Genomic DNA, 25888 nt, shown 5'->3' with positions numbered 1-25888 from the left:
GTTACACACGCTCCTTTATAACATTTTGTAAAAGCGTATGCAATATACGAAATAGTATAAAAAGCGGTACGTATAATATTACTAGACTCACTGTAAATATTTCTAATTTAGAATTTTCTTTTACAAAAACAAACATACCATATGTATTAAATATCCATTCAATAATATATAAATTAGAAAGCATAAATAAAATATTTGTTTTCGCGTAATAAATTGTCGTTAATAAAACATTTCTTGAAATATGATGTGTCAAAATATGCCGTAAGCTTAGCCCTTTACTCTTGGCAAACAAACTATAATCTTTCTCTAATTGTTCTTTAAACCGTAATAACAACAGTTTAATAAACAATAATGTTGTTGGTATTGTAAGACATATAATTGGTAACAAACGTATCCTTTCTTCCCCTAATCCAGCCAGTTTGACCGGCATAAATCCTGTTTTTTGAAACATAATTACGACAAGAAGTTGCGATAATAAAATAAGTAAAATATCCGGTATACTCTCAAGCGTAAGAAAAACCCCGTTCCACATTTTTTGTTTCATATGAGAACGCTGCAATACCCAAACGACAAGTATATACGCTATAAGCAAAGATAGTAAAAACGCTGATAGAAATACAATCATCGTTTCAAAATAATGAATCCATATTTGCGGAAATAATTTTCTTGAGTCTCGAAATCCATATGTAATTTCACCCGGTTGAAGTATCTTCCCTCCAAGAAAGACAATCGTGTTCCAAAAACCGATTAAATCAATTTGCAATCCCTTAAATAAACGCGGTAGCGCGCCTAGACAGATTATACATAAAATGGCAGCTACTAGTTGTAAACAAGTAACCCCACACCATTTAGCAATTCGCATCAACATAACGATTTCCCCTTACCATTAGATAGAATATTCAGAAATTAAAAACCGCATATATTACATCTCTTCAGCTATACTTTGCACCCGTTTCTTCCCACTAGGTAAAATGGTTTGATATAAACACGTAACAAAAAATAATAAACCAAATAAAATAATAAACAACGTATCTGCACGAATCCATTTCGGGAACAACATCGCTATCGCACCGAGAGATAACAGCTGGAATCCTGTCGTTAATGGACTAAGTAAACTTTGAACACGTCCCATGAATGATTCTTCTACAATTTCATACATCCAGCCCATAATTGCAACATTAATAAACGGTAAAAAGAAAGTCGCAAAAGCGATACACACATAAAAAGACCATACGTGGTTTACAAAGTAACACATACCGAAAAAGACCCCTGAGCCTGCCATACCAAAGACAATAATAGGCTTGGGTGCATATTTCTTCCCTACACTTGTTGCTACTATACTTCCAATTAGTAATGAAATCCCTCCAACTACACCACCCACCATCGCTAAACTTTCATACGTTGCAGGTGCTAATTTATATTTTAATATGTAAGTTGTGGATACGCTTAAAATACCATTTAATAGTCCAAATACGATAAATCCTAAAAGTAATTTTTTTAAAGTGTCATTTTGATATATATACTTGATCCCTTCTTGAAACTCTGTTATTAACATTTTCAAATTAACTTCTTTCCATTTTGTTCTACCGTTTGGCAAACGCACTTTTTCTGGAATGGAGATCGTTTGAATCAAAATACCACTCATAATAAAAGTGAGCGTATTTACTAAAATACTCCCGTATATTCCAAAAGTCCAGTACACCATCGTTGCAATTCCTACACCAAACAAAGCATACAAACTATTCACCATTTGATTCACACCTGCTGCTGCACCGTATTGGTCGGATTCAACTACTCCCTGTATCATCGACTGTTCTGATGGAGAGAAAAATTGTATACATGCATTTTCCAAAAATAAAAATATAAAGACGAGTATAATCATCCCGTAATAAAGCGAAATTAGAATTCCGATATTACAGAGCGAACAACATATGTTACTTACCGTGCATATACGCTGTCTATCAAAACGATCCACTACTGTCCCTACTAATAGAAAAAAGATTAATGCAGGTAATGCCATCATAATTTGTGTCATCGTTGCGTAAACTGGTTGTTTTCCGTATTGATCTAGCAAATAAAACATTAAAGAAACTCCAGCAATCATAGAACCGAGTCGCTCTAAAATATTTGCTAGAAAAAAACGTGCATACACTTTGTTGCGAAATAACTGTAGCATTTCTTTCATACTTCGTATCCTTTCTCTCGACAAAATTTTATTAATCTAGTCATTTCTTGGAAGTTATATTATATTTTTTGACTATTATCCAATCTTTTCCTTCTGTATCGAGAACATTATAAAAAGACTCTTGTCATTTATACAAGAGTCTTTTTATATAACTTCGCTTCAGTTAATACCATGCATCAAAAATCTTGATACGTCTCGCTAACTATATTAATTCTCTAAAGTTCAGATACACTTTATTTATTTTACAAATGTATCGCACATCCACTTGTAAAATTTTTCTTTCTCTTCAAATTGTGGATAATGAGCTGATTTCTCAAAAGTAATAAATTCTTTTTGTTCTGCTTCAATCGTATCAAAATATGTTTTTGCTGCCTGAAATGAAGTGTTATAGTCATATGTCCCCATAAGGAAATAAAGCGGTAGCTTCATTTTAGTCACCTTAGTAGGCAATGGACTCTTTAAATCCTTTTCTAATAAGGCAGTTTGAGAATGTGATAATCCAACATTATAACGAATTACGTCTAACAAGTTATATTCATTACTGAGTAACATTCCGATGTTATCACCATCTGGATTTTCAATAAGTCTTGATGTTCCACCATATTTCGCAACATAATTTCTCGGAGTGTATGTATCACCATTTTTAATTTTTTCAGTCAACCCATTTAAATAGGAAACCTCATCTGTATTCCCAGCATTTTGTGCCTGTTCAATCACATAGTTTAGACTATCCATTTCACTTTCTACTGTATCACTCATCTGCCCTATGCCAACATATGCTTCATATTTTTCAGGAGCTTTATTGGCAGCTTGCATCCCAATATATGTACCGTAAGAATGACCAACCAATATTACTTTTTCTTTACCAAGACGTTTTGAAACATAATCTGTCATAGCTAATACATCTTCTACAAGAAGATCTGATGTAAGATTCGAATAGTCTTCAAAGAAATGATACGACTTCCCGCTCGCTCTTTGATCATAATTAACAACTGTGAATTTCTCTTCCAATAAGTTTTGGTATTTTTGAGCATATGGTATTTCTGAAGTACCTGGTCCACCATGTACAAAAATAATAACCGGATTGTTCTTATCTTTTCCGCGTATCATAATTTCATGACCACTTCCATTTATCTCTACTTGCTCTAATGTACTTATACTATTCTTCCCTTTTATTTGCGAGGTCCATGTAGGAAATATTAGTGCTACGATTAATAATAGCGTAGTGATGGCACCAATAAGTTTTATTAATTTTTTTATCTTCTTCATAAGTAGTCTCCTTTCTTTACAATTTATAAAAACATCAATTTAATTCTGTAAAACTCCCTCAAAATAATATGAATATATGACAATTTCGCTCTGCAATTTCACCTTGATCTTTTGCATATTCTTAATATCCCATACACTTCTTAACTTTCCGCTATATAAACTCTTAATATTTCCTTAATTTTCAATATACAATTCATAGAAAGACTCAATCACAATGTATTACAAATATAGAAAAGAGCCCTTGTTTTCTAAACAAGGACTCTTTTCTTAAACTATTTCGCTACTTCTTCTTTCGGCATTACCATACCTTTATAAAGTTGGACAGTAATCCAGTAATAGATGAAATAAATGACTAAGAAAATCCCTATCGGCACCCACACCTTTACAAACGGGTCAACTAGTATAAAGCTGAATAAGTTAAGCCCTACTAACACGTGGGAAATTCCAATAATCGCTGGGAAGATAAATAAATATGAAATTTCTTTATAAATACTTTTCGTTAACATACTACGTCTCACACCGATTTTTCGTAACATTTCATAACGGCGTACATCACGAGAAGCACCTGTTAATATTTTGAACATTAGCGAACTTGCCATCATTGCTAAAAAGGCAATTCCAAGGAAAAATCCCATAAACATTGTTCCACTCATGAAACTGTTCATAAACTGATAAATTGTCATTTTTGTATATAGTTCTACTTTTGTACCTGTTTTTGTTTCAATTAATTCTTTTTGCCTCTTATCTATATCGAGCAACAATGGTTTATATTTTTTCATATCATCTACTATTGCTAATGTTACACTATGTTCCGTTCCTTGAACTGCTTTGTAGTGTTCTTCATCAGCAATTCTTACAGGTTTTCCGTTAAATTGATTATGTGTAATTTGTATTTCTCTTACAACTGCATCTTCCCAATCTTTTGGCATACGAGGCAGCTTATTCGCTGCTTCGGGAGCTTCCAAAGCAGAATATACAGGTTCAGTTAAAGATTCAGCCACACGTTTACGAGCAGGCTCTTTTAAAGTTTTTGTATCAAAGTGATCGGAAACAAGTGGTGGTTTCGCAGTTAAGTCGTTACGTAAATAATAAACCGCTTCTCCATCTACTTTATACTTGTACTTACTTTCTTCAACAATTTTCATTTCTTTCAAGGCCGCATTATCCTGTTCATTTGGATCATGAATTACAACATCATATACACGAGAAAAGTCTGTCATAATGCCGACATTTTTTTGAAACGCCATACCTGCCGTCATTGCTCCTGCACCTAATGCAATTAACATCGCTACCGTACCTAATACTCTCGATAAACTATTTACGCGAAAACGTAGCTGGGCATATGTAAAACTATTTAAGCCCGTTTCATTTCGTTTTTTATTCCCTTTAATTTTCATCACAAAAAACGGGAGCAATGAACTAAAGATAAAATATGTTCCAAGTGTTGTAACGATTGTCGCTATTATAAAACCAAGTTCGGCAAATGTTTTTATATTTACCATAAAGTAGTATCCTGTACTTACTAGCAATATACCGAGTACTGTCATGATAATAATACGAGTTTTACTTTTCTTCACTTCATCTAGTGTTTCATCTTCACGAATTAACTCTAGTTCTGTTTTGCGTAATAACCGGATGCTATTCATTAAACCAGTAATAAAAAATAGTATTAAGAAGAAAATAGCTGTAACTAAGATTGCTGGTGTATATACAGATGAGTAACTACCTTTCGCTGAAATTTCCATACCATTCATTAAAAAGTTTCCTGCTACACTTGCAAGTAACATCCCTACTAAAATCCCGATAATAATACTGACAATACCCATACCGAATGTTTCAATAAATAATAATTGCGCTACTTTTTTCTTTTTCGCACCGAGCATCATATACATACCGAGTTCTTTTCTTCTTAATGTGAGCAAGAAAGAATTAGCATATATAATATAAAATACAGTAATGAAAGATAATAGTATTGCCCCTACCCAAAATACGAGTCTAATACTACTAATAAGACTATTATCCTTCGTGAATTCACTATTCATCGCCATCGTTTGGAACATGTAGAAAATACTAATACTAATAACGAGACCAATAAGTAAAACCATATAATCTTTTAACATTTTTTTCATACTATGACGTGATAATTTAAATAACATAGTCTCGCCCCCCTATTTAGACTCAGCAGCTGAGCCCATATGAGCGAGCACACCTAAAATGTCTTGATAGAAATTTTCTCGTGTTCCTTGACGCTTTAACTCTTTGTATAGAAGGCCGTCTTGAATAAATAAAATACGTTCACAATAACTCGCACTAAATGCATCGTGTGTTACCATTAAAATACTTACATTGTGATTTTCATGTAAATCTTGCATCGCTTCTAATAAGCTTTTTGCATTTTTACTATCAAGCGCTCCTGTCGGTTCATCTGCTAATACGATTGCTGGATTATGTACTAAAGCTCGTGCTGCCGCTGTTCTTTGCTTTTGTCCACCAGAAACAGCAGTTGGATATTTTGTTAAAATTTCAGTAATCCCTAATTTTTTCGCAACCTCATTCACCTTTCCAGTAATCTCGCTTGAAGGTACGCCTTGCAAAGAAAGTGGTAAAGCAATATTTTCATAAATTTATAAGTTTTCTAGTAAGTTAAAATCTTGAAAAATGAATCCTAATTTTTGAGATCGAAAATCTGATAAAGCATTCCCCTTCATTGAAGTAATATTTGTGCCAGCTATTGTCACACTGCCACCTGTCGCTTGATCCAGTGTACTTATCACATTAAGTAGTGTCGTTTTTCCAGAGCCAGAAGGACCCATAATCCCGACGAATTCCCCTTCTTTAATACTTAATGTCACACCCCTTAATGCTTTTGACTGATTCTCATTTCTTTTCCCATACGTTTTTTCTACACTTTCTACAGTAACTACATTTGTTGACATCTCTTTCACTCCATCCCTTTTGTATAAAATGAATTTCTCACATATTTCTTATCTTTTTCTCATGTAAACCCTTAAGATTTTTTTAATTTTTCAATCAGAAAGGGTTACACGAGTTATGTAAACCTTTTTCCTATTTCATATTCTCACTTTTCTAAAACTCGTTCCTTCGATTTCGCTTACATTTACCTTACATTTTTGTAAGGTAAAAAAGAAAACACACCCTTTTGAATTGGTGTGTTTTCTTTTTAAACTTTATTTCCGATTATTTATTTCCTCTTTCATACTTTCCACAAACCCAATTAGTTCAACAACTTCTGATTTTTCTTCCCCGTATTTACGTACATTTACAGCTCCGTTCTCCATTTCCTTATCCCCAATAACAAGAATATAAGGAACTTTTTGCATTTGTGCTTCTCTTATTTTATATCCTAACTTTTCATCCCGTACATCTCGTTCTACACGAACACCAGCTTGTTCTAATTTATCTGCAACTTCATCTGCATATTGTACATGGACTGCATTCGAAACTGGAATGATTTTCACTTGAACTGGTGCCACCCATGCCGGGAACGCACCTCCAAAGTGCTCAATTAATATGGCTAAGAAACGATCTAAAGATCCTAAAACTGCTCGGTGAATGACAACTGGTCTTTTCTTTTCATTCTTCTCATCTATATAACTTAAATCAAACTTCTCTGGCATTTGGAAATCTAGCTGGATTGTTCCGCACTGATGACTTCTATTTAAAGCGTCTTTAATATGAAAATCTATTTTCGGTCCATAAAATGCACCGTCACCTTTATTTAGTCTATATTTACAATTCAATGAATGTAATACATTTTTTAATGACGCCTCTGCTTGCTCCCATAACTTATCATCCCCCATTGAATCTTCTGGACGAGTAGAAAGCTCTACTTCATATTCGAATCCGAAAGTTTTATAAACGTAATCAATTTGCGCCATTACAGATTTAATTTCATCTTCAATTTGTTCTGGAGTTACAAATAAATGAGCATCATCTTGGCAGAAAGTACGTACTCTTAATAATCCGTTTAATGCCCCGCTAAATTCGTGTCGGTGTACTTGACCAAACTCACACATACGAATTGGTAATTCACGATAAGAATGTAATTTATTTTTGAACATTAGCATATGTCCTGGGCAGTTCATCGGTTTTAATGCAAAGCTTTTATTGTCTACTTCTGAGAAATACATGTTATCCTTGTAATGTCCCCAGTGTCCTGATTTCTCCCATAATTCTTGGTTCATCATAAACGGAGTACGTACTTCTTGATACTTATACTCTTTTTGAATTTCTCTTAAAAATGCTTCTAATTCATTTCGGATAATCTGGCCTTTCGGTAAATAAAATGGCATTCCCGGAGCCTCTTCTGAAAACATAAATAACTCTAGCTCACTACCTAACTTACGATGATTTCTCTTTGCGGCTTCTTCAACGAAATGTAAATACTCTTCTAATTCTTTTTGAGAAGAGAACGCAACGCCATATATACGCTGAAGCACTTGATTGTTACTATCACCTCGCCAATATGCACCGGAAACGTGAGTTAATTGGAATGCTTTCAAATAGCCTGTTGACGGTAAGTGTGGTCCTCTACATAAATCTACAAATTCACCTTGTTTATATAGTGTTACACTTTCCCCACTAGGAATTGCTTCTAACAGTTCTAATTTCAGGTGATCATTCATTTCTTGAAACAGTTTTGCTGCTTCTTCTCGAGAAACCTCGACTCGCTCTATTTTTACATTTTCATTTATAATCTTTTTCATTTCTTTTTCAATTTTCGGTAAATCCTCTACGTTTACACTATTTGGAAGGTCCATATCATAATAAAATCCATTTTCAATAACCGGTCCTACACCAAGGTTTACATTGCCATACATTCTCTTTACAGCTTGCGCTAAAATATGTGCCGCAGAATGTCTTGCAATTTCTACCCCTTCATTTGAATCTATAGTAACGATTTCTACTTCCGCATTTTCTTCAATATTTCGGCGTAAATCATATAACTGATTATTTACTTTCCCCGCTACTGCTTTCTTTTTCAAACTACCACTAATGGATCCAGCAATTTCTTCTAAAGTAGTTCCTTTTGCAAATTCTTTAACACTACCATCTGGAAATTTAATTTCAATCATTTGTTCTTTCATTTTTCATCTCTCCATTTCATAATAAAAAGCACACTCATCCCTAAAATAGGGACGAGTGTGCTTTTACCCGTGGTTCCACCCAGATTCCCATCGTAAACATACAATGGCTTCTTTTACGGTAACGTCGTTTACACGGCACTAGATACTTAATTTCCCCAGTGCAGCTCTAAGGTGGTAAGTTATTTTTCTGCGTTAGGAAGTTCTCAGCTTTCCTTCCCTCTCTGTATAACCGGGTAAAATAACTCGTGTCCTTTTCTTCGCTTATTATGAAATTGAATGCAAAAAAGCATATTCATCCCTAAAAATTAGGGACGAATATGCTTATATTCGTGGTTCCACCCAGATTCCCATCACAAAAAACATAATGGCTTCTTTTGCGATAACGTCGCTTACACGGCACTAGATACTTAATTTCCCTAGTGCAGCTCTAAGGTGGTAAGTTATTTTTCTGCGTTAGGAAGTTCTCAGCTTTCCTTCCCTCTCTGTATAACCGGGCAAAATAACTCGTGTCCTTTTCTTTGCTTTTATAATACATCCATTAATTGTTATTTACTATATCCTATTCATTTTATTATTGCAAGTGTTTAAAAAAGTTTTTTTATTTAATAAAAAAAGAAACCAAAAATAGATTCTTGGTTTCCCCTTCTCAATTTTACCAATCTTGTGGTTCGTAATTTAAGTCTGAAAATAGACGTCGTTTCTCTTTCTTCGATAAATCTCTCCACTGTCCAACAGGTAAATTATTCAATTCGATATTCATAATTCTCGTACGTTTTAACGTGTATACTTGATAACCTAAAGCTTCACACATACGACGAATTTGGCGATTTAGCCCTTGTGTTAAAATAATGTTGAACTCATATTTTGATAACTGTGTGATCTCACAAGGGAGCGTTTTTGTTCCTAAAATTTTCACACCAGCTGCCATTTTTTCTAAGAAATCAGGTGTAATTGGCTTATCTACTGAAACGATATATTCTTTCTCATGTTTGTTTTCAGCACGTAAAATTTCATTAACGATATCACCATCATTCGTTAACAATATTAAACCGTCTGAGTCTTTATCAAGACGTCCAATATGACTAATCCGTAAAGGATGGTTCACTAAATCGATAATGTTACCTTTTACAGCTTTTTCACTTGTACATGTAATACCTACTGGTTTATTTAAAGCAATATATACGTGATCTCGAGCAATACGAAGTTGCTCTCCATTTACGCGCACATCATCACCTGGATTGACTTGGTCACCGATTTTTGCAACCTTACCGTTAATAATTACTCTTCTCTCATTAATTAATTTATCTGCTCCACGTCGAGACGCTTTTCCAGCTTCACTAATAAATTTATTGATACGCAAATTAGGCACATCCTTTTCTAAACAAAATTTCAAGCTCACACTGCTTCTACCGTACAATACAAAAGGGTAAGCCTTCTATTATAACTTAAATATATTAACATGAAAGGGTATATAACGTCTTCTATTAATTACTCGTTTATAAGAAAATATCTTTATTATACATTCATTTATGCACGTTTTGTACACTTAATATACAAGCCACTCTTCCTTACATATAGCTTGTTTACCTCTTATATCTTCTAAGTCATCATGAATATTAGCTAGTTTATACAACTCAGGGAAAATCTCTTCTACATAATTTCGATGTGCCATTTCATCTTTCCAATAAGTTAACACGATGTAACGATTTTCAGTTTTTAAAGACTTCCCAATAACTCCACCTAACATCTCTTTTGCATTTTCCACCCCTTTATTCCAAATTGTTTCTTGTTTATGTAAAAAATACTTTTCCTTTCCTACCTTTACATCACATATAGCAACTCTTACGAATGTTCCTTCTGTAACAACGTCTTTCAAAGACATATCAGTTATATCATACAACGTTTGAAATAGTTCAATTTCACATAAAAGAAACGTATCCCCTTGATTACTATTTACATAAATTGTATCGTGAACATCATTCATAAATGATTGATATGCACTTCGATCTTCCCATAAAGTAAATACACATGCCTCATCTTTATTCCATCCACCAAATTGTCCATGAAATCCATCTAGGTGCTGTATATCACGCCATTTTTCTTGTGCGATTGAAAATAACTCTTTTTTCTCTTCTTTCACTTTACAATAGATTGTTTTTAGTAACATTTTTAATTCCCCCTTAGGCTATAATTTATCTTCCTCTCACAACTTTTAGTTTACATAATAATTTTATGATCTCTTTAGTGTTCCTTATCCACATATAGAACGAATCATATTTATCACTACATCTATCAAACCATCTATCCGTTTTTATTTCAAATAATTCCGAATCAAAAGAAAAGATGTACTCCATAACGAATTACATCTTTTTCTTATCTCCCTTATTCACCCTTTGCTCAAATAAATAATACGTTAGTTCTCCCGGATAATGTATTACAGCTACATTCCTCTCCCCTTTTTTAAAACTAACAGTATGCCCGTTTTCCCCTAAGTTCTCCCATCCACTTGCCTTTGTAATAGGCATTACACTTATATATTTATAATCCTCTTCCTTATCATCGTTAATATGGATTGCTGACATTGGTACTGGAAAATCTTCAATTTTAGATTCTTTGTCTAAATATATAAGTGTAAATAAACCAACTAATAACACAACCGTTGAAATATTTGAAACTAGTTTTCTTCTATTCATTTTCACTAAAAACTCTCTCTTCTCACATATAACTTTCATCATTTTACTAATATTAATTATTTATGTATAGAAAAAACATAATTAAAATCAATTCCAGACTATTTTCTCTACCATTAACAATATTATTGTTATATATTACAATTAAAAGATTTTTTTGGAGGTATTACCCGTTGAAGAAATTATTTTTTAATAAATGGACAATAGCTATTTCTATTTTTATTATTACCTGTACGATTTTCTACGCAACTAAAGATAAAAATAATAACGCAAAAACTACCGTAGAAACAGTTGATACAAAAAGTTTTAAAACTAAATTACAACCAAAAATTGATGAATTAACTACAAATTATAATGACATAATCGAAAAAGATTGGTTGCCTGCCTGGGAAGAAATTAACACGAACGGAGGCTCAGTAGACAGAGATAAACTATTAGTCACAATGACTGCTATTTCCAAGCAATACGAAAAAATTATAAACGAAATAGATACTTTGAAAATTAATGAAAATATATCGGAAGTACAAATACAAGAACAACTAGTTTATTTCACAACTGAATTTAAGACTGCTTCTAAATTTATGAAAAATGCAGCAGATTTAATCATAGACGGAGCAAATAACTCTACTCCATCCAATGAAACAATTGAAAATACTAAACATGCTTTAGGACTTGCGGATCAACATATTGTTCTCGCTTTATCTACGTTAAATGAAGTTGAAGTTAAGTTAAGACTTGCAAAAAAATAAAACTGGTTACTATTTTAAAATAAAAAAAGATTGCATTTCACATTTTGTCTGTCTATAATATTTTTATTGATTTACAATCAATGATCTTATAATTTTTATAATTCGGATGAACCATTCAGGAGAAGATCAATTGATCTACCGACGGGGCAAAAAGTTGTAAAACCAACTTTGAAACTCTCAGGTCTTGGTTACAAGTAGAACTGCATGGGGACGAATCTCTGGAGAGACTCCCTCTCGCTTTATATAGCGCGGAGGAAAACGAGCACCGAAGGAGCAAATCCGCTACTATAGCGGATAATCTCTCAGGTAAAAGGACAGAGACAAGCGAAAGAAAAAGCCGATTTGTATCGGTTTATTTTTCTATCCCTTGTTTCTCCAGAGACCATTTCATTTACTTGAAGTGGTTTTTATTTTTTCTAAAAAAGGAGAATACAGATGGAGACAGTAAGTACAGTATTAGAACAAATCAATCACTATGTGTGGGGATTACCAACATTGTTGTTACTCATTGGTACTGGTATCATTCTCACAGTGCGTTTAAAAGGTTTACAATTTAGTAAACTATTATACGCTCACAAACTAGCATTTAAAAAATCAGAAGATACATCTTCCTCTGGAGATATTAGCCACTTCCAAGCACTTATGACAGCTATGGCGGCAACGATTGGTATGGGAAATATAGCCGGTGTTGCAACTGCTGTGACAATCGGTGGACCCGGTGCAATCTTTTGGATGTGGATTACTGCTTTGTTCGGTATGGCAACAAAATATGCCGAAGCAATTCTTGCGGTGAAATACCGTGTTAGCAATGAAAATGGTGAATATTCAGGTGGACCAATGTATTATTTAGAACGTGGTTTAGGTAAGAAATGGCTTGCGGTTTTATTTGCTATATTCGGTACAACTGCTTCTTTCGGTATCGGTAATATGGTGCAATCTAACTCTGTAGCAGAGGCAATGCGAATTAATTTCTCTTTCCCCCCTGCTTTAACTGGTATATTCATGTCCTTTTTAATTGCTATTGTTATTTTAGGCGGCGTTAAAAAAATTGGGAAAGTGACAGGATATATCGTTCCTATTAAAGCTTTCTTTTATATCATTGCTGGTCTTATTATTATTTTCTATCACTACGATCAAATTCCAGAAGCATTTTCACTTATTTTTTCTGGTGCGTTTACTGGTACTGCAGCTGCTGGAGGTTTTATCGGTGCAACAGTTGCATCTGCTATCCAAATTGGAATGGCGCGCGGTGTATTTGCGAACGAAGCTGGTTTAGGTAGTGCGCCTATTGCCGCAGCGGCTGCTAAAACTGATTCACCTGCAAAACAAGCTTTAGTTTCAATGACTGGTACTTTTCTAGATACGTTTATTGTATGTACTATTACAGGACTTGTATTAATTACTACAGGTGCATGGAAGTCAGGAAAAACTGGTGTTGAAGCTACCACATTAGCCTTCCAATCTGTATTTGGTACTGCAGGTAGTATGATTCTCGGTATCGCGATTATATTATTCGCCTACTCTACTATTTTAGGCTGGTCGTATTACGGTGAGAAGTGTGTAGCTTATTTATTCGGTGAAGGAGCTGTTAAATATTATAAAGCTATCTTTATCGTCATGATTGCTATTGGGGCTAATTTAAAACTAGGCATTGTATGGACATTTGCTGATATTGCAAATGGACTTATGGCGATTCCAAACTTAATTGGTCTGATTGGGTTAAGTGGTATTGTTGTAGCTGAAACAAATCGCTTTTTACAAGCAGAGAAATTGAAAGAACGTCATAAAAAGCAGGCAAGTTAATCACTAAAAAAGAATGGCTTATCTATAATAAGCCATTCTTTTTTTTACCTATTTCACTTTCTTCTGTACCATATGTAAATACAGCACAAAGTCCGTCATTATCGATGAATGACCAAGTTGATGAATCATTGCTGTTATATTTCCTCTATGATATGTCCCATGATTTACGACATGTTGTACTAACTCTAAAATCGAATTTTCTAATTTCCCTGCATATGGATTCTCGATAACAAACACAGCATTCACGTCTTGTATTGTATTTAAAAAGTCTTTATATTGATTCACCATGTTTTCAAACATTTTTTCTAATTCGTATAACGATTTATTTTCGATTTGTGTTCGTAAACTTTCTCGGTCTTGTATTGCTTCATTCATACTTTTACCATGCAATATGTGTAACCACACTTGATCTGTAATATACATATGTGCAAAAGTATCCTTAATTGATGGAAATACACTCTGTATCTGTTCATTAATAATAGTCTCATAGCTTGGTAATTCTTTTAGTCGATTGAATAATCGTATATTAGCCCAAGCATGGTAATCCACCTGTTTTAACATGTACTCTTTCAATCAAAATCGCCCCCCTATTGTATGAAATGAATGGTTTGTTTCTTCATTTCTGATTCCCTATCAGCCTTTACAATTCCTTTTTCTTCAATTTCACGTTTATTTATAGTTTTATATTTTACATACGTATGAAATTCAGTTTGAAATGGAAACGGTGTAATCCGAATTGTTTCCTCATCTACCCATTCAGCTTGAATAGTTTTCCCTTCTTTACTATTAAACATTTCTGTTCCTTCAAAACCATCTTTAAACAAATCGATTTCATTTTCCTTTTCTACACCAGGTTTATTCATACATACATATAAAGAAAGTTCATCGCAAAACTTTAATAATCTATAATGTTTATCGAACATCGCAAATTGTTCTTTTGTTAACGTTCCCAAAATTCTTTTTTGTCGTTCCAATTCCCCTGTATAAAATGACATCATCTCTTCATCTTCCTCATTTAATGGAAATGATAAAAAATGTTTACTACAAAGTAATGCTCCGTATGGATTTGAATCTTCAATTTCATTCAAACCAATCGTATAAAAAACAAAGCGTAATGAACTTGGACAGTCCATAAATGTATATGGGATATTTTTAGCATCATTCAAAATTGGCACTTTATCAAGTTCTATCCATCCTCTATCATGCTCATATATTGCATCAATAGCCGCTTTTAAGTACGTGTCATCATCAAAAAAATCTTCTTTTATATGCTTCGCAATTTCCCCAGCTAAAAAACCGTGATCATGTTGACGAATTAATATACTTTCTTTCTCATCTTTTTCACGAAAAATCATCCGTATACTCCCCCTCATCCTCATACTACAGCGTTTTCTATACATCAATTCTTAATTAATCCCTAATTATTAGCAAGGATTCAGTTTCTTACAACGAAGTTAACATAACTATATAGCATTCTTTCTAACCAGATAATTTGCTTTCTCTATACTATCCATTATACTAAAACATTCATTCTAAAAAATTTTTTATGAGGTGAAAACATGAACAAAACAGAATTAGTTAAAAACGTGGCACAATCCGCTGATATTTCTCAAAAGGAAGCTTCTGCAGCGGTACAATCCGTATTTGACACAATTGCTACTGCATTACAATCTGGCGATAAAGTACAATTGATTGGCTTTGGAACTTTTGAAGTGCGCGAAAGATCTGCTCGTACAGGACGTAACCCACAAACTGGCGAAGAGATTCAAATCGCTGCTGGTAAAGTTCCAGCATTTAAAGCAGGTAAAGAGTTAAAAGAAGCTGTTAAATAAACAAGAAACCAGCCTATAAAATGGCTGGTTTTTTGTTTATTTCTTATTTAAGCAGATTTTTTATATTCTCAGCATGATATACTTCACAAATATAAAATATACATTTGCAATTACTAACAATTTGATATTTTCTAGTTGGATACACGTTCGCCGTAACAGAGCATCCATCAAACAATTCAATAATATTTCCAGACGGCTGATATCCTTCATATAATACGTTCCTTCTTACTTCCATCTTTTCTATAAGTTTTTCAACTGGAATATTTCCACTCTCGAAATCACTCTTTATTGTATTTGGTAAAAACGAAGTATCCGCAAAAATGAGATTTTCAGATAATACTTTTCCTTTATAACTAACATGGGATACACGGTAAAGAAATGTTCCGTTTTTATCAAAGAAATTCTTTGCTTCTTTCGGGATGTACTGTCTATCAATTACCTCTTGTTCAAGAACATCAAACTGAACTGTATCATTCAAAAGCTTTTCTAAAGCATGAATAGATGATGTATCTCCAGAAAATAAAATATTTTTAATTGCTTGTACATTATAAGTGAATTCATTTGTTCTATTTTCCGCTACTAACATGAGGAACACCTCTTCTATAAGATTTTTTATTTAACTTATTTATAATTTAAAAGCGCTACTGCATCTAACTGTGTGATTTCAGTTACTTCTTTACTAAATATTGCAATGGAAGCCATATAATCTACACTAGGCCTTATATGTGCCATCATTGTATTTTCTACTAATTCTTGCCTATCCTTAAAAACTAACAAATTTGGAGGATCATTTGGAGCCGACACAGTAATATGTACTGGCGGAATCATTAGTCCTTCACCTGTCGCTTTTAGTATTGCTTCTTTTCGAGTCCAATATGTTAAAAAACCTTCTATTTTCAGTTCATTAGGTAATTTCATAACTTGTGCTATTTCAGTGTCTGTTAATACGCCCTCTGCCATTTTCATAACATCTACATTTGGATTCATTTGTTCAACATCAACGCCTACAGGTGCAGACTTTGTGAATGCAACAACAACCCACTCACCTGAATGCGAAACAGATAACTGCGGCATTCCTTCTGGTAATTGCGGTCTGCCATGTTGTAATTTACATACTGGGCACATTCGATCAATCGGTACTTGGACTGGCGACATAGAAAGTATCTTTCCAAGAACTAATCTACTAATTACACAACCTATTATAAATCGTGCGCGATCTACCGAATGATGATATGAATTTACTTTCTCTCGTTCAACGTCATTTAGTAAATTGTAATGCCATGATTGTAAATCTGAAATTCTTCCCCACCATATTTGACAATCATTCTCACTAAGAGTTGGTACAGAATCTACAACTTTACTTTCTATCATGTAAACTCTCTCCTTCTAACAAACAATATCATTTTATTTCAAAAGAGTATTATTACTACTCTATAGCTTATTCGTTTACAACTGCTTTCTCTTTGTTTAATACAGGTAACTGCTTTTTCTTCTTTGACATTACCTCTTTATCAGAAATACGTAAAGAAAATAGTAATGCTACGAGTAAAAACATTGCCGATCCAATTAATGCAGCTTGATATGGTAAGAAATCTGACTGTGTATGATTCTGTATTTCATGACTTCCAAATCCAGATAATATGCTAGCTAAAACAGCAACTCCTATTGCAGATCCTAATCGATTTTGCACATTGAATATAGTCGTTGCTCTCCCCATAGAAGGTGGCATGATATTGTTAAATGCAGAAAATTGAACTGCTCCAACAGACTGGCCTAAGAAAATACCTATGCCAAACAATAATGCCCGTATTTGCCATGGATTCGTATCGTGATTTACAAAACTTAATAATACAAAGATAACCGCTGTACAAGCTAATCCAATAGAAATTACTTTGCGAGCTCCTAATTTCTTATAAGACCATGGTACAATCTGTGACGATATCATTAATCCAATCGCCTCTGGGAATGTCGTAAGACCTGATTCCAGTGCGGAAACTCCTATTACATTTTGATACATAAGTGGAAAAACAAATAACATGCCCAGTAAACCAGCAGATGAAAACAATGAAATAAGGCTCATTTTTCTAAAGACTGGTTCTTTTAATAAGCGTAAATCTAACATCGGTTGCTGTACTTTAAGTTCAACAATGATAAACAATGTAATGAATATACTCCCAGCTATTCCAGTACTTATAATCTCTGGAGAACCCCAGCCCTTTGATGGACCTTGGCTAAGTGCATAGATAAGCATCGCAAATCCTGGTGCTGAAAGAACAAAACCGAGAGAATCAAAGCGACCAGCTGATTTTTCAATATGCTCTTTTAAAAATAGTAGACCGAATAGTAACGCTACAATTCCAAACGGTACATTAATATAAAATGCCCAGCGCCAAGACATTTGATCTACAAAGAAACCACCAATAATTGGTCCTACTGCCGGTGCGACAGCAATTGGCAACACAATAAACCTTGAAATTTTCGGCCTTTCCTCTGGTGAAAATGTTCGGAATAACATCGCCATCCCAACCGGTGTTAAAAGCCCCCCGCCAGCACCTTGCATGATACGAAAAATATTCAATGAAGTAATATCGTTCGCTACTCCGCATAATGCAGACGCAGTAGTAAATACGAAAAGAGCGGTTAGAAATACTCTTTTCGTACCGAAGCGATCTCCTAACCAACCAGAAATCGGAAGGAAAACAGCTAAGCTAACTAAATATCCAACATTAACTGTCCCCATAGCAGATGGAGGAACTTGTAATTCTTTACTTATCGTTTGCAATGCTACATTCACAATTGTTGCATCCATCGCAGCCATAAACATCGCTGTTATATATACGATACTTACAACTACTTTCGGATTTATTTTTTCCTTCATTATCGTTTTCCTACTAATATTTTTTCGCCAACTTGATTACTTTTTGGATTCAAATCTTCCCACTTATTTTCAACATATTGTAAACAATCATTCCTACTAGCCTCTTCATGTACAACATTCCAACCAATCGGTACATCAAGAAAGACAGGCCAGAGAGAATACTGGCCCTCCTCATTTTTTAATACTCTATATGTGTAATTATCATTTTCAAATGGATTCGTCATACTGTACTTACCCCTTTCTTATCCTGCAAATATTCCGCTAATACTTGTCCAATTTCTGTAAGTGGTCCTGGTTGACATAAATCTTTATGTCTACAATCAATATCGTGTTGCACAATTTCCCCGTCTAAATAATTTAACCACGTATTTGGAGAAATAGGATCAAACCAGTCTGGTATAACAGTAGATCTAAAGAATAAAATATCTCCGTTATAAACTTTCGGTACATATTTCCCTAACAACCCTACCGAATTTACATACGTTTCTTTCAAATTTAAAATCGTCTCTTCTTCAAGACTTGCTAATGCACTTCCATCCTTACGAAGTATTTCTACTGCACTTTCCATCGTAAGTGGTTTACCATCCATGTTATCTGGATCATATCCACCTAAAGCAAGTAATGCGATTAACGCTTCTTCTTCAGTAGGTGCTTCCGTATTCGGTAAGAAGTGACCAGGATAAGAATCTAGCATAACGAGTACTTCTACTTCTTCCCCTTCATTTTGCAGTTGCGCCGCCATTGCATGCACAACATTTCCTCCGAGCGACCAACCGAGTAAACGATATGGTCCGTGAGGCTGTACTTCACGAACGTGTTTTAAATAATCCGCCGCCATCTCCTCTAAACTTGTTGGAAGTTCTTCATTTTTAGCGATACCACGTGCTTGGACACCGTAGATTGGATAATCTGTTCCTAAAGATTTCATAAGTCCTGCATAGCACCAACTTAATCCACCTGCTGGGTGTACACAAAATAGTGGCAATTGGTCTCCGCTTGCTCGTAATGGAAGCAACACATCAAGTGCACTTTGACCATTTCCCATTTCAAGTCTTTCCGCAAGCCCTGCAACAGTAGGTGCTGCAAATAAAGTTCCAATATTTAATTCCACTCCAAGCGCTTCTTTAATTCGGCTCATAAGCTGCACCGCAAGAAGTGAATGGCCTCCAAGATCAAAGAATCCGTCATCAATTCCAATTTGAGGTACACTTAAAATCTCTGTAAATAAGTCACATAACATTTCTTCTTGCGGTGTTCTTGGTCCACGACTAGAAGATGAAGCGATAAATTCTGGAGCTGGCAATGCCTTTTTATCTAATTTACCGTTTGGAGTTAAAGGTAACTCATTTACTACTACAAAAGCGTATGGAACCATGTAATCTGGTAAACTACCTCCAGCATGCTGACGCATTTCATTCGTATCAACCATTTCATTATTAGATGCGACGATATAAGATACTAATCGTTTATCCCCTGGTTGATCTTCCCGTACAATAACAGCTACTTGCTCAACTTTAGGGTGTTTCATTATAACCGCTTCTATTTCTCCTAATTCAATTCGGAATCCACGAATTTTTATTTGGTGATCTGCACGCCCTATATAATCTAGCGTCCCATCTTTACGCCAACGAGCTAAGTCTCCTGTACGATACATTCTTGTACCTGGCTTACCAAATGGATCTGCAATAAAGCGTTCTGCAGTTAAGCCCGCTCTTCCTAAATAACCACGAGCAAGCCCAGCACCTGCAACATACATTTCTCCCACTACTCCAGGTGGCACTGGTTGTAAATAGTTGTCTAATACGTATACTTTAAGGTCTGGTATACTGCAACCAATTAAACTATTCGCACGTAAAGAAACAATATTCTCATCTAACTCAATATAACTAACATGTACTGTCGTCTCTGTAATACCGTACATATTAATAAGCTTTGGTGCGTTATGAGGATGTCGACTATACCAATCTTCTAATCGACTTAGCTCAAGTGCTTCTCCTCCAAAAACAACATATCGTAAAGATAATGTTTGACCAATCTCTTCATTTTCACGATCTGCTTGCATCAATTGATAGAACGCTGATGGTGTTTGGTTTAAAACAGTAACCTTTTCCTTAACAATAAGTTGTAAAAATTCTTTCGGCGAACGACTTACAGTATGTGGTACTACGACTAGACGCCCTCCATATAATAAAGGTCCCCAGATTTCCCAAACCGAGAAATCAAAAGCATAGGAATGGAACATCGTCCACACATCGTCTGCGTCAAACTGGAACCAATGATCAGTTGCTCCTAAAAGTCTTACTACGTTTTGATGAGGTATTATAACGCCTTTCGGTCTACCTGTTGAGCCTGACGTATAAATAACGTAAGCAATATGTGAAGGCGTTAATGGCTTCACACGCTCCATTTCATCAATATTATCTTCACTATATTTCACTATTTCTTTTATTACTTTTTCATCATCGACTAAAACTTTCAGTTCCTCATTACATTCAATTTCCACATCTGAATTTGTTAAAACACATGATGGTTTCGCATCGTGGAGCATAAATGAAATACGTTCAGACGGGTAATCTGGATCTAATGGAAGATAACCTGCTCCTGCTTTAAGAACCGCGAGTAAACTTACAACCATATTTAAAGATCTCGGCATTGCTAAAGCAACGAGTTGATCCGGACCGATTCCTTTTGCTATTAACAATCGAGCTATTTTATTTGCTTTTTTATTCAATTCTTCATAAGTTAATTTTTCATCTTCAAAGACGACAGCAATAGAATTCGGATTTATATAAGCCTGTTTTTCAAATAATTGTGGTAATGTCATTTCTGGTACAATTTGAAAACCGCCATTCCACTTTTCTAACACTGTATTTTTCTCTGCCAAAGTTAATATTTCTAGTCTACCAATTGATTGATCCTGATTTTTCGCCGCATCGTCTAATAATAGAATGTATCTTTCTATTAATTTTTGAACCGTTTCACGTTTATATAAATCAGTACTAAACTCTAACAATCCGTGTAAGCCATTTGGCGTACCATCAACTCCGTTACTCTCGCTAATTTCAAATGTTAAATCAAATTTCGCAGAGCCAACGCTTTGAATTTCAAGGTTCGCTTCTATATCCGGAGCATCAAAGGTCGCTTCTGGCGTATTTTGGAAAGCTAACATAACTTGAAATAGCGGATGACTATTTCGAGTACGTACTGGATTTAACACTTCAACGAGTCGTTCGAATGGAACATCTTGATTTTCATAAGCTGCAAGATTTGATTGTTTCACTCTATTCAATAATTCTTTAAAGCTTGGATCTCCTGATGTATTTGTACGTAACACTAATGTATTTACAAATAAACCGACAATATCAGAGAGAGCATCATCGTTTCTTCCAGCAATTGGACTTCCGATTGGTATATCAGTACCTGCACCTAATCTTGTAAATAGTGCACTAAGCCCTGCTTGCAACACCATAAACAAACTAACTCCGTTTTTCCGTGCAAGCTCTACTAACCTACTATGCATGCCTGCATCTATTTGAAAATGAATTGTTTCTCCTCGGTAACTCGTTTCAATTGGACGCTGATAATCTGTAGGCAATTCCAATTGATCTGGTAAACCCTTTAACTCTTGTTTCCAAAAATCTAATTGTGTTGAAATGAGACTCTCTCGTGTAGTTTCATCACCTAGCAATTGCTGTTGCCATAGTGCATAATCTGCGTATTGAACTGGAAGTGTCTCCAGCTGTACTCTCTCCCCTTGCCATCGTGCTTTATAGGCCGCTGTAAAATCTCTCGTTAACGGTTGTAATGACCAGCCATCCCCAACAATATGGTGCAATAGAATTAGTAATACATGTTCGTTTTCATTCACTGTAAATAGCTGCAAACGAACTGCTGGTTCAACATCTAGGTTAAAGCTATATCTTACCGCCTCTGCAATCATACTTTCTAATTCATCTTTACATGTTTTTGTTTTAATCATTTCTAGATTTAAATTTTCTATATCTAAAATTTTCTGATAAGAACTACCTAATACGTTAGGGAAAATTGTTCTCAGTGTTTCATGTTTCTCGACTACATCATAAAAAGCACCTTGCAATGCTTCCTCATTCAACTTTCCAGTCAAACGAATGACTAACGGGATATTATAAGTAGGGCTTGGACCTTCTAAACAATTTAAGAACCATAATCTACGCTGTGCAAATGAAAGTGGAACTTCATTTGGTCTACTTACTTTCTTAATAGCTGGTCTTGCACTTTTTGCTCGGTCTAATTGTTTCGCTAGTTCCGCAACAGTTGGCGATTCGAATAATTTTCCAATTCCTAATTCGACACTTAACGTTTCACGAATTCTTGCCATTAAACGAGATGCAAGAAGCGAATGGCCTCCCATTTCAAAGAAATTATCATCTATACTAATACGAGAAACACCAAGTACTTCTGCAAATAAATCACATAATATTTCTTCTTTCGGATTTCTAGCAACTCTCTCCTTATTCATTTCATTAAAATCAGGAGCTGGTAATTTCTTTCTATCAACCTTACCATTTGGTGTTAATGGTAATTCTTCTAACAACACAAACGCTGAAGGTACCATATAATTCGCTAAACTTTCTGAAATATAAGAACGAATTTTTGCAAAGTTAATTGTATCCTTCTCTTCAGCAACGATATACGCAATAATTCGTTTATCATTCGGGCGATCTTCTCGTACCATTACTACTGCTTGTTTAATATTTTCATGTCGTTGTAATACCAGTTCAATTTCAGCTAATTCAATTCGGAAACCACGGATTTTTATTTGATGATCTGCTCGGCTCACGTATTCCAGCACACCATCGTTACGCCATTTCACAAGATCACCTGTGCGGTACATGCGCTTCCCTCGTTCTCCAAAAGGATTTGCAACAAATCGTTCCGCCGTTAACTCTGGTTTTCCTAAATAGCCGTTCGCAAGTCCTTCTCCAGCAATATATAGTTCACCAATTACTCCAGGTGGTACTGGTTGTAATCCTGCATCTAATACATATACATCTGTACTCCAAATCGGCTTTCCAATAGGAGGTATACCCATTTCATTTTCATAGATGTTCTTGAAAGTAGACCAAATAGTCGTTTCAGTAGGTCCATATAAGTTTGTAATAGAGCAACCTAATTCTTTTAATGTATTTGCTAAATGAGCTGGAAGTGCTTCACCACCAACAAGCACTTTTAGCCCTTGTAGTCTCTCTGGATATTCCATTACTAACGCCTGCCAAAGGGTCGGTGTAGCTTGCATAATTGTCGCTCTTTCTTCTTGCAACAATGCCGTTAACACAGAAGGTTCTTGAATTACTTCTTTTTGTGCGATTGTTAAACTTGCACCACTAATAAGAGGTAAATAAATTTCTAGTGCAGAAATATCAAACGCGAACGTTGTAACTGCTACTAAATGATCGTTTTCATGTAATGAAAACATATTGTCCATAGCCAATAAAAAGTTACTTAAAGCTCTCATAGGAACAGTTACACCTTTTGGATTTCCCGTTGATCCTGAAGTGTAAATTGTATAAGCTGGGTTTAAAAGTGATTCATCATTTCTAAATGGTAAATTCATATGAGAATATGCTTTTAATGCTAGTTCTGTTTCTTCGCTATCTAATTCGATTTTTTTTATATCATTTTCTATAACTAAAGCAGATGAATGTGTGATGATACACACTGGTTTTGCATCATTTACAATATAATTGATTCGCTCAGCTGGATATTCTGGATCTATCGGTAAATACGCTGCACCAGCCTTTAAAACTGCTAGCATACTAACTACCATTTCTATTGATCTTGGAAACACTAAAGCTACGAACTGATTTGACCCTATTCCTTCTTCTACTAAATAGTGTGCCAGTTCATTTGCTCGTTCATTTAACTCATTATACGTAAAGTCTACTCCGTTACACGTAACCGCTATTTTATTTGGATTTTTTTGTACTTGTTTTTCAAACAATATAGGTAAAGGGATTAACTCTTCAGCTTCTTTAGTTTCATTCCATTCTATTAGGACTTTGTGATTTTCTTCAGGAAGAGTAATGTTTATGCTTCCAATCGACTCGTCTTTTAGATTAGCATGTATCACAAATTCTAATAACTTCATAAATCTCTCTTTATGCAACGCTAGTTCCGCACCATTATATACTTCCGGATTCGCATCAAAATGAATCATTAACTCATTTTCATCGAAACGTTTATAAACATTTATTGATAAATCATCGACAGGTCCTGCTGATAAATTATGTGTAATACCACGATTCCCAGCAAAGTTAAGCCCGTAATCAAAAGGCATAACATTCACTAACGGCCCGAATAACCTTTGATTTTCACCTAGTAACTTTAAGTCTCTTCTTAATTCCTCATGGCGATATTTATGATGACGACGTACGTCTCGGATTTCTTTAGAAACTTGCTGCAATAATTCTGCAAAAGTTATATTGGGAGTTACAGTGAGACGAAGTGGTACTAAATTCATTACCATGCTTGGTGTAAATATAGATGCAGAACCGAGGCGCCCCATCATCGGTAAACCTAAAACAATATCATTTGCACCTGTTAATTTATGCATATATATACTTGTTACAGCGACAATAAATTCTGGCCAACTTGTTAACGAAACATTAATATCTTCTAGTAAAGTTTTCGTACTAGAACTGGATAAATAAGCTGTTTCTCGTAAAAACCCATTTGATGTTCTCGGCGCTCGTTCTGCTAAACTTACAACTTCTGGTTCATCTGCAAACTTCTCTAACCAAAAAGTACGATCTTCCTGAATTTGTTTCGACTCACGATACTCAATGTCTTCTTGTACAATTTTTGAAATAGAACCAAAAGACTTTTCATTCTTGTTTGTTTCTTCTATAAGTGATGTATACTCTTTCGCTACCTTTTGGCTAAGAAGTGAAAATCCATAGCCATCCATCACAATGTGATGGATGCGCTGATACCAAAAGAAACGATGATTTTCAACTTGAATAAGTGCTTCAGTAAATAATGTATCTGTCTTCAAATCGACCGGCATAGATAAATCATTTTTCATCCATACTTTAGCAGCTTCTTCAGGATTTTCTTCTTTACGAACGTCTATAAAATGCATATGAAACTGTAATTCTTCAATAACTTGCCATGGGCCCATTTCATCCTCTTCGAAACGAACATGTAGTGCTTCTGCTTCTGTTACAGCTTTACGTACTGCTAATTCAAAAATTTCTTGATTAATATTTCCGCTTATTTCAACATACTCCCCAGTATTATAAATCGGATTAAGTGGATCTAATTGCTGTGCAAACCACATACCAGTCTGCGCAGATGATAACGAATGACGAACCTTTTGACTATTAGGCATTCTTT

At 34.8% G+C, this 25888-nt stretch carries 18 protein-coding genes, 1 pseudogene, 1 riboswitch and 2 other annotated features; of the genes and pseudogenes, 3 read left to right on the top strand and 16 right to left on the bottom strand.

The features are described from left to right. Position 1: 1 nt before the first annotated feature. The 9 genes and pseudogenes from PDL00_RS09440 to PDL00_RS09400 form a co-directional block, all read right to left on the bottom strand. Positions 2-868: an ABC transporter permease subunit gene (locus PDL00_RS09440; RefSeq protein WP_270728742.1), complete on the bottom strand. Its 867-nt coding sequence runs from the start codon at positions 866-868 to the stop codon at positions 2-4. Positions 869-922: 54 nt separating this feature from the next. Continuing rightward, positions 923-2185: an MFS transporter gene (locus PDL00_RS09435; RefSeq protein ID WP_098586747.1), complete on the bottom strand. Its 1263-nt coding sequence runs from the start codon at positions 2183-2185 to the stop codon at positions 923-925. A gap of 237 nt (positions 2186-2422) precedes the next feature. Next, positions 2423-3454 carry an alpha/beta fold hydrolase gene (locus PDL00_RS09430; RefSeq protein ID WP_270728741.1) on the bottom strand — a complete coding sequence of 344 codons (1032 nt, stop codon included), beginning with the start codon at positions 3452-3454 and terminating at the stop codon, positions 2423-2425. Between the two features lie 272 nt (positions 3455-3726). Beyond that, positions 3727-5610 carry an FtsX-like permease family protein gene (locus PDL00_RS09425; RefSeq protein ID WP_270728739.1) on the bottom strand — a complete coding sequence of 628 codons (1884 nt, stop codon included), beginning with the start codon at positions 5608-5610 and terminating at the stop codon, positions 3727-3729. 12 nt (positions 5611-5622) lie between these two features. Continuing rightward, positions 5623-6390, bottom strand: a pseudogene (locus PDL00_RS09420) (ABC transporter ATP-binding protein). A 252-nt stretch (positions 6391-6642) separates the two neighbouring features. After that, positions 6643-8562 carry a threonine--tRNA ligase gene (thrS, locus tag PDL00_RS09415; RefSeq protein WP_270728737.1) on the bottom strand — a complete coding sequence of 640 codons (1920 nt, stop codon included), beginning with the start codon at positions 8560-8562 and terminating at the stop codon, positions 6643-6645. A gap of 44 nt (positions 8563-8606) precedes the next feature. Continuing rightward, positions 8607-8829 (bottom strand) — a binding site (T-box leader). Positions 8830-8866: 37 nt separating this feature from the next. Then, positions 8867-9090 (bottom strand) — a binding site (T-box leader). Positions 9091-9214: 124 nt separating this feature from the next. Further along, complete coding sequence (locus tag PDL00_RS09410) at positions 9215-9922, bottom strand: pseudouridine synthase (protein WP_001222159.1); 708 nt, start codon at positions 9920-9922, stop codon at positions 9215-9217. 186 nt (positions 9923-10108) lie between these two features. Next, positions 10109-10729 carry a YdbC family protein gene (locus PDL00_RS09405; RefSeq protein WP_270728735.1) on the bottom strand — a complete coding sequence of 207 codons (621 nt, stop codon included), beginning with the start codon at positions 10727-10729 and terminating at the stop codon, positions 10109-10111. A gap of 193 nt (positions 10730-10922) precedes the next feature. Continuing rightward, positions 10923-11297, bottom strand: coding sequence for a hypothetical protein (locus PDL00_RS09400; protein ID WP_270728733.1), 375 nt, complete (start codon positions 11295-11297; stop codon positions 10923-10925). Positions 11298-11425: 128 nt separating this feature from the next. On the opposite strand from PDL00_RS09400, the gene PDL00_RS09395 reads away from it, so the two are divergent. Together PDL00_RS09395 and PDL00_RS09390 are read left to right on the top strand one after the other, a co-directional pair. Beyond that, entirely contained in the window at positions 11426-12001 is a 576-nt protein-coding gene (locus PDL00_RS09395) for a hypothetical protein (protein ID WP_270728731.1), read from the top strand. Between the two features lie 208 nt (positions 12002-12209). Next, positions 12210-12329, top strand: a riboswitch (glycine riboswitch). Between the two features lie 107 nt (positions 12330-12436). After that, positions 12437-13804, top strand: coding sequence for an alanine/glycine:cation symporter family protein (locus tag PDL00_RS09390; protein WP_270728729.1), 1368 nt, complete (start codon positions 12437-12439; stop codon positions 13802-13804). Between the two features lie 48 nt (positions 13805-13852). Here the strand turns inward: PDL00_RS09390 and PDL00_RS09385 are convergent, their stop codons facing one another. Then, the gene (locus PDL00_RS09385; RefSeq protein ID WP_242253799.1) at positions 13853-14377 is read right to left on the bottom strand and encodes a DinB family protein; all 525 of its coding nucleotides are present in this window, start codon (positions 14375-14377) and stop codon (positions 13853-13855) included. 14 nt (positions 14378-14391) lie between these two features. Beyond that, the gene (locus PDL00_RS09380) at positions 14392-15159 is read right to left on the bottom strand and encodes a DUF3891 family protein (RefSeq protein WP_270728726.1); all 768 of its coding nucleotides are present in this window, start codon (positions 15157-15159) and stop codon (positions 14392-14394) included. 204 nt (positions 15160-15363) lie between these two features. Between PDL00_RS09380 and PDL00_RS09375 the strand changes: the two genes are divergently transcribed. Then, complete coding sequence (locus PDL00_RS09375; RefSeq protein WP_001043960.1) at positions 15364-15636, top strand: HU family DNA-binding protein; 273 nt, start codon at positions 15364-15366, stop codon at positions 15634-15636. Positions 15637-15679: 43 nt separating this feature from the next. Here the strand turns inward: PDL00_RS09375 and PDL00_RS09370 are convergent, their stop codons facing one another. From PDL00_RS09370 to PDL00_RS09350, 5 genes are all read right to left on the bottom strand, one after another. Beyond that, complete coding sequence (locus PDL00_RS09370) at positions 15680-16222, bottom strand: chorismate pyruvate-lyase family protein (protein ID WP_270728723.1); 543 nt, start codon at positions 16220-16222, stop codon at positions 15680-15682. A gap of 35 nt (positions 16223-16257) precedes the next feature. After that, positions 16258-17007 carry a 4'-phosphopantetheinyl transferase Sfp gene (gene sfp / locus PDL00_RS09365; protein WP_242253802.1) on the bottom strand — a complete coding sequence of 250 codons (750 nt, stop codon included), beginning with the start codon at positions 17005-17007 and terminating at the stop codon, positions 16258-16260. Positions 17008-17074: 67 nt separating this feature from the next. Then, positions 17075-18514, bottom strand: coding sequence for an MDR family MFS transporter (locus PDL00_RS09360; protein ID WP_242253803.1), 1440 nt, complete (start codon positions 18512-18514; stop codon positions 17075-17077). Next, a complete protein-coding gene (locus PDL00_RS09355; protein WP_242253804.1) occupies positions 18514-18738 on the bottom strand; it encodes an MbtH family protein in 225 nt (74 codons plus the stop codon). Before PDL00_RS09355 ends, PDL00_RS09360 begins: the two co-directional genes overlap by 1 nt. Further along, positions 18735-25883, bottom strand: a complete 7149-nt coding sequence (locus PDL00_RS09350; protein WP_270728721.1) for an amino acid adenylation domain-containing protein — start codon at positions 25881-25883, stop codon at positions 18735-18737. The genes PDL00_RS09355 and PDL00_RS09350 overlap by 4 nt, the downstream gene beginning before the upstream one ends. Positions 25884-25888 lie beyond the last annotated feature (5 nt).

The organism is Bacillus cereus group sp. TH152-1LC (assembly GCF_027710505.1).
GTDB classification, from domain to species: domain Bacteria; phylum Bacillota; class Bacilli; order Bacillales; family Bacillaceae_G; genus Bacillus_A; species Bacillus_A mobilis.
Note: the sequence above shows the minus strand (reverse complement) of the source record. Positions and strands in the feature narration are given on the sequence as shown.

Bases quoted from the DNA above. Each gene is read 5' to 3' on its own strand.
- PDL00_RS09425 (WP_270728739.1), bottom strand. From the start codon at position 5,610: ATGTTATTTAAATTATCACGTCATAGTATGAAAAAAATGTTAAAAGAT.
- PDL00_RS09390 (WP_270728729.1), top strand. From the start codon at position 12,437: ATGGAGACAGTAAGTACAGTATTAGAACAAATCAATCACTATGTGTGG.
- PDL00_RS09380 (WP_270728726.1), bottom strand. From the start codon at position 15,159: ATGATTTTTCGTGAAAAAGATGAGAAAGAAAGTATATTAATTCGTCAA.
- PDL00_RS09405 (WP_270728735.1), bottom strand. From the start codon at position 10,729: ATGTTACTAAAAACAATCTATTGTAAAGTGAAAGAAGAGAAAAAAGAG.
- thrS (WP_270728737.1), bottom strand. From the start codon at position 8,562: ATGAAAGAACAAATGATTGAAATTAAATTTCCAGATGGTAGTGTTAAA.
- PDL00_RS09360 (WP_242253803.1), bottom strand. From the start codon at position 18,514: ATGAAGGAAAAAATAAATCCGAAAGTAGTTGTAAGTATCGTATATATA.
- PDL00_RS09400 (WP_270728733.1), bottom strand. From the start codon at position 11,297: ATGATGAAAGTTATATGTGAGAAGAGAGAGTTTTTAGTGAAAATGAAT.
- PDL00_RS09370 (WP_270728723.1), bottom strand. From the start codon at position 16,222: ATGTTAGTAGCGGAAAATAGAACAAATGAATTCACTTATAATGTACAA.
- PDL00_RS09375 (WP_001043960.1), top strand. From the start codon at position 15,364: ATGAACAAAACAGAATTAGTTAAAAACGTGGCACAATCCGCTGATATT.
- sfp (WP_242253802.1), bottom strand. From the start codon at position 17,007: ATGATAGAAAGTAAAGTTGTAGATTCTGTACCAACTCTTAGTGAGAAT.
- PDL00_RS09435 (WP_098586747.1), bottom strand. From the start codon at position 2,185: ATGAAAGAAATGCTACAGTTATTTCGCAACAAAGTGTATGCACGTTTT.
- PDL00_RS09430 (WP_270728741.1), bottom strand. From the start codon at position 3,454: ATGAAGAAGATAAAAAAATTAATAAAACTTATTGGTGCCATCACTACG.
- PDL00_RS09355 (WP_242253804.1), bottom strand. From the start codon at position 18,738: ATGACGAATCCATTTGAAAATGATAATTACACATATAGAGTATTAAAA.
- PDL00_RS09350 (WP_270728721.1), bottom strand. From the start codon at position 25,883: ATGCCTAATAGTCAAAAGGTTCGTCATTCGTTATCATCTGCGCAGACT.
- PDL00_RS09440 (WP_270728742.1), bottom strand. From the start codon at position 868: ATGTTGATGCGAATTGCTAAATGGTGTGGGGTTACTTGTTTACAACTA.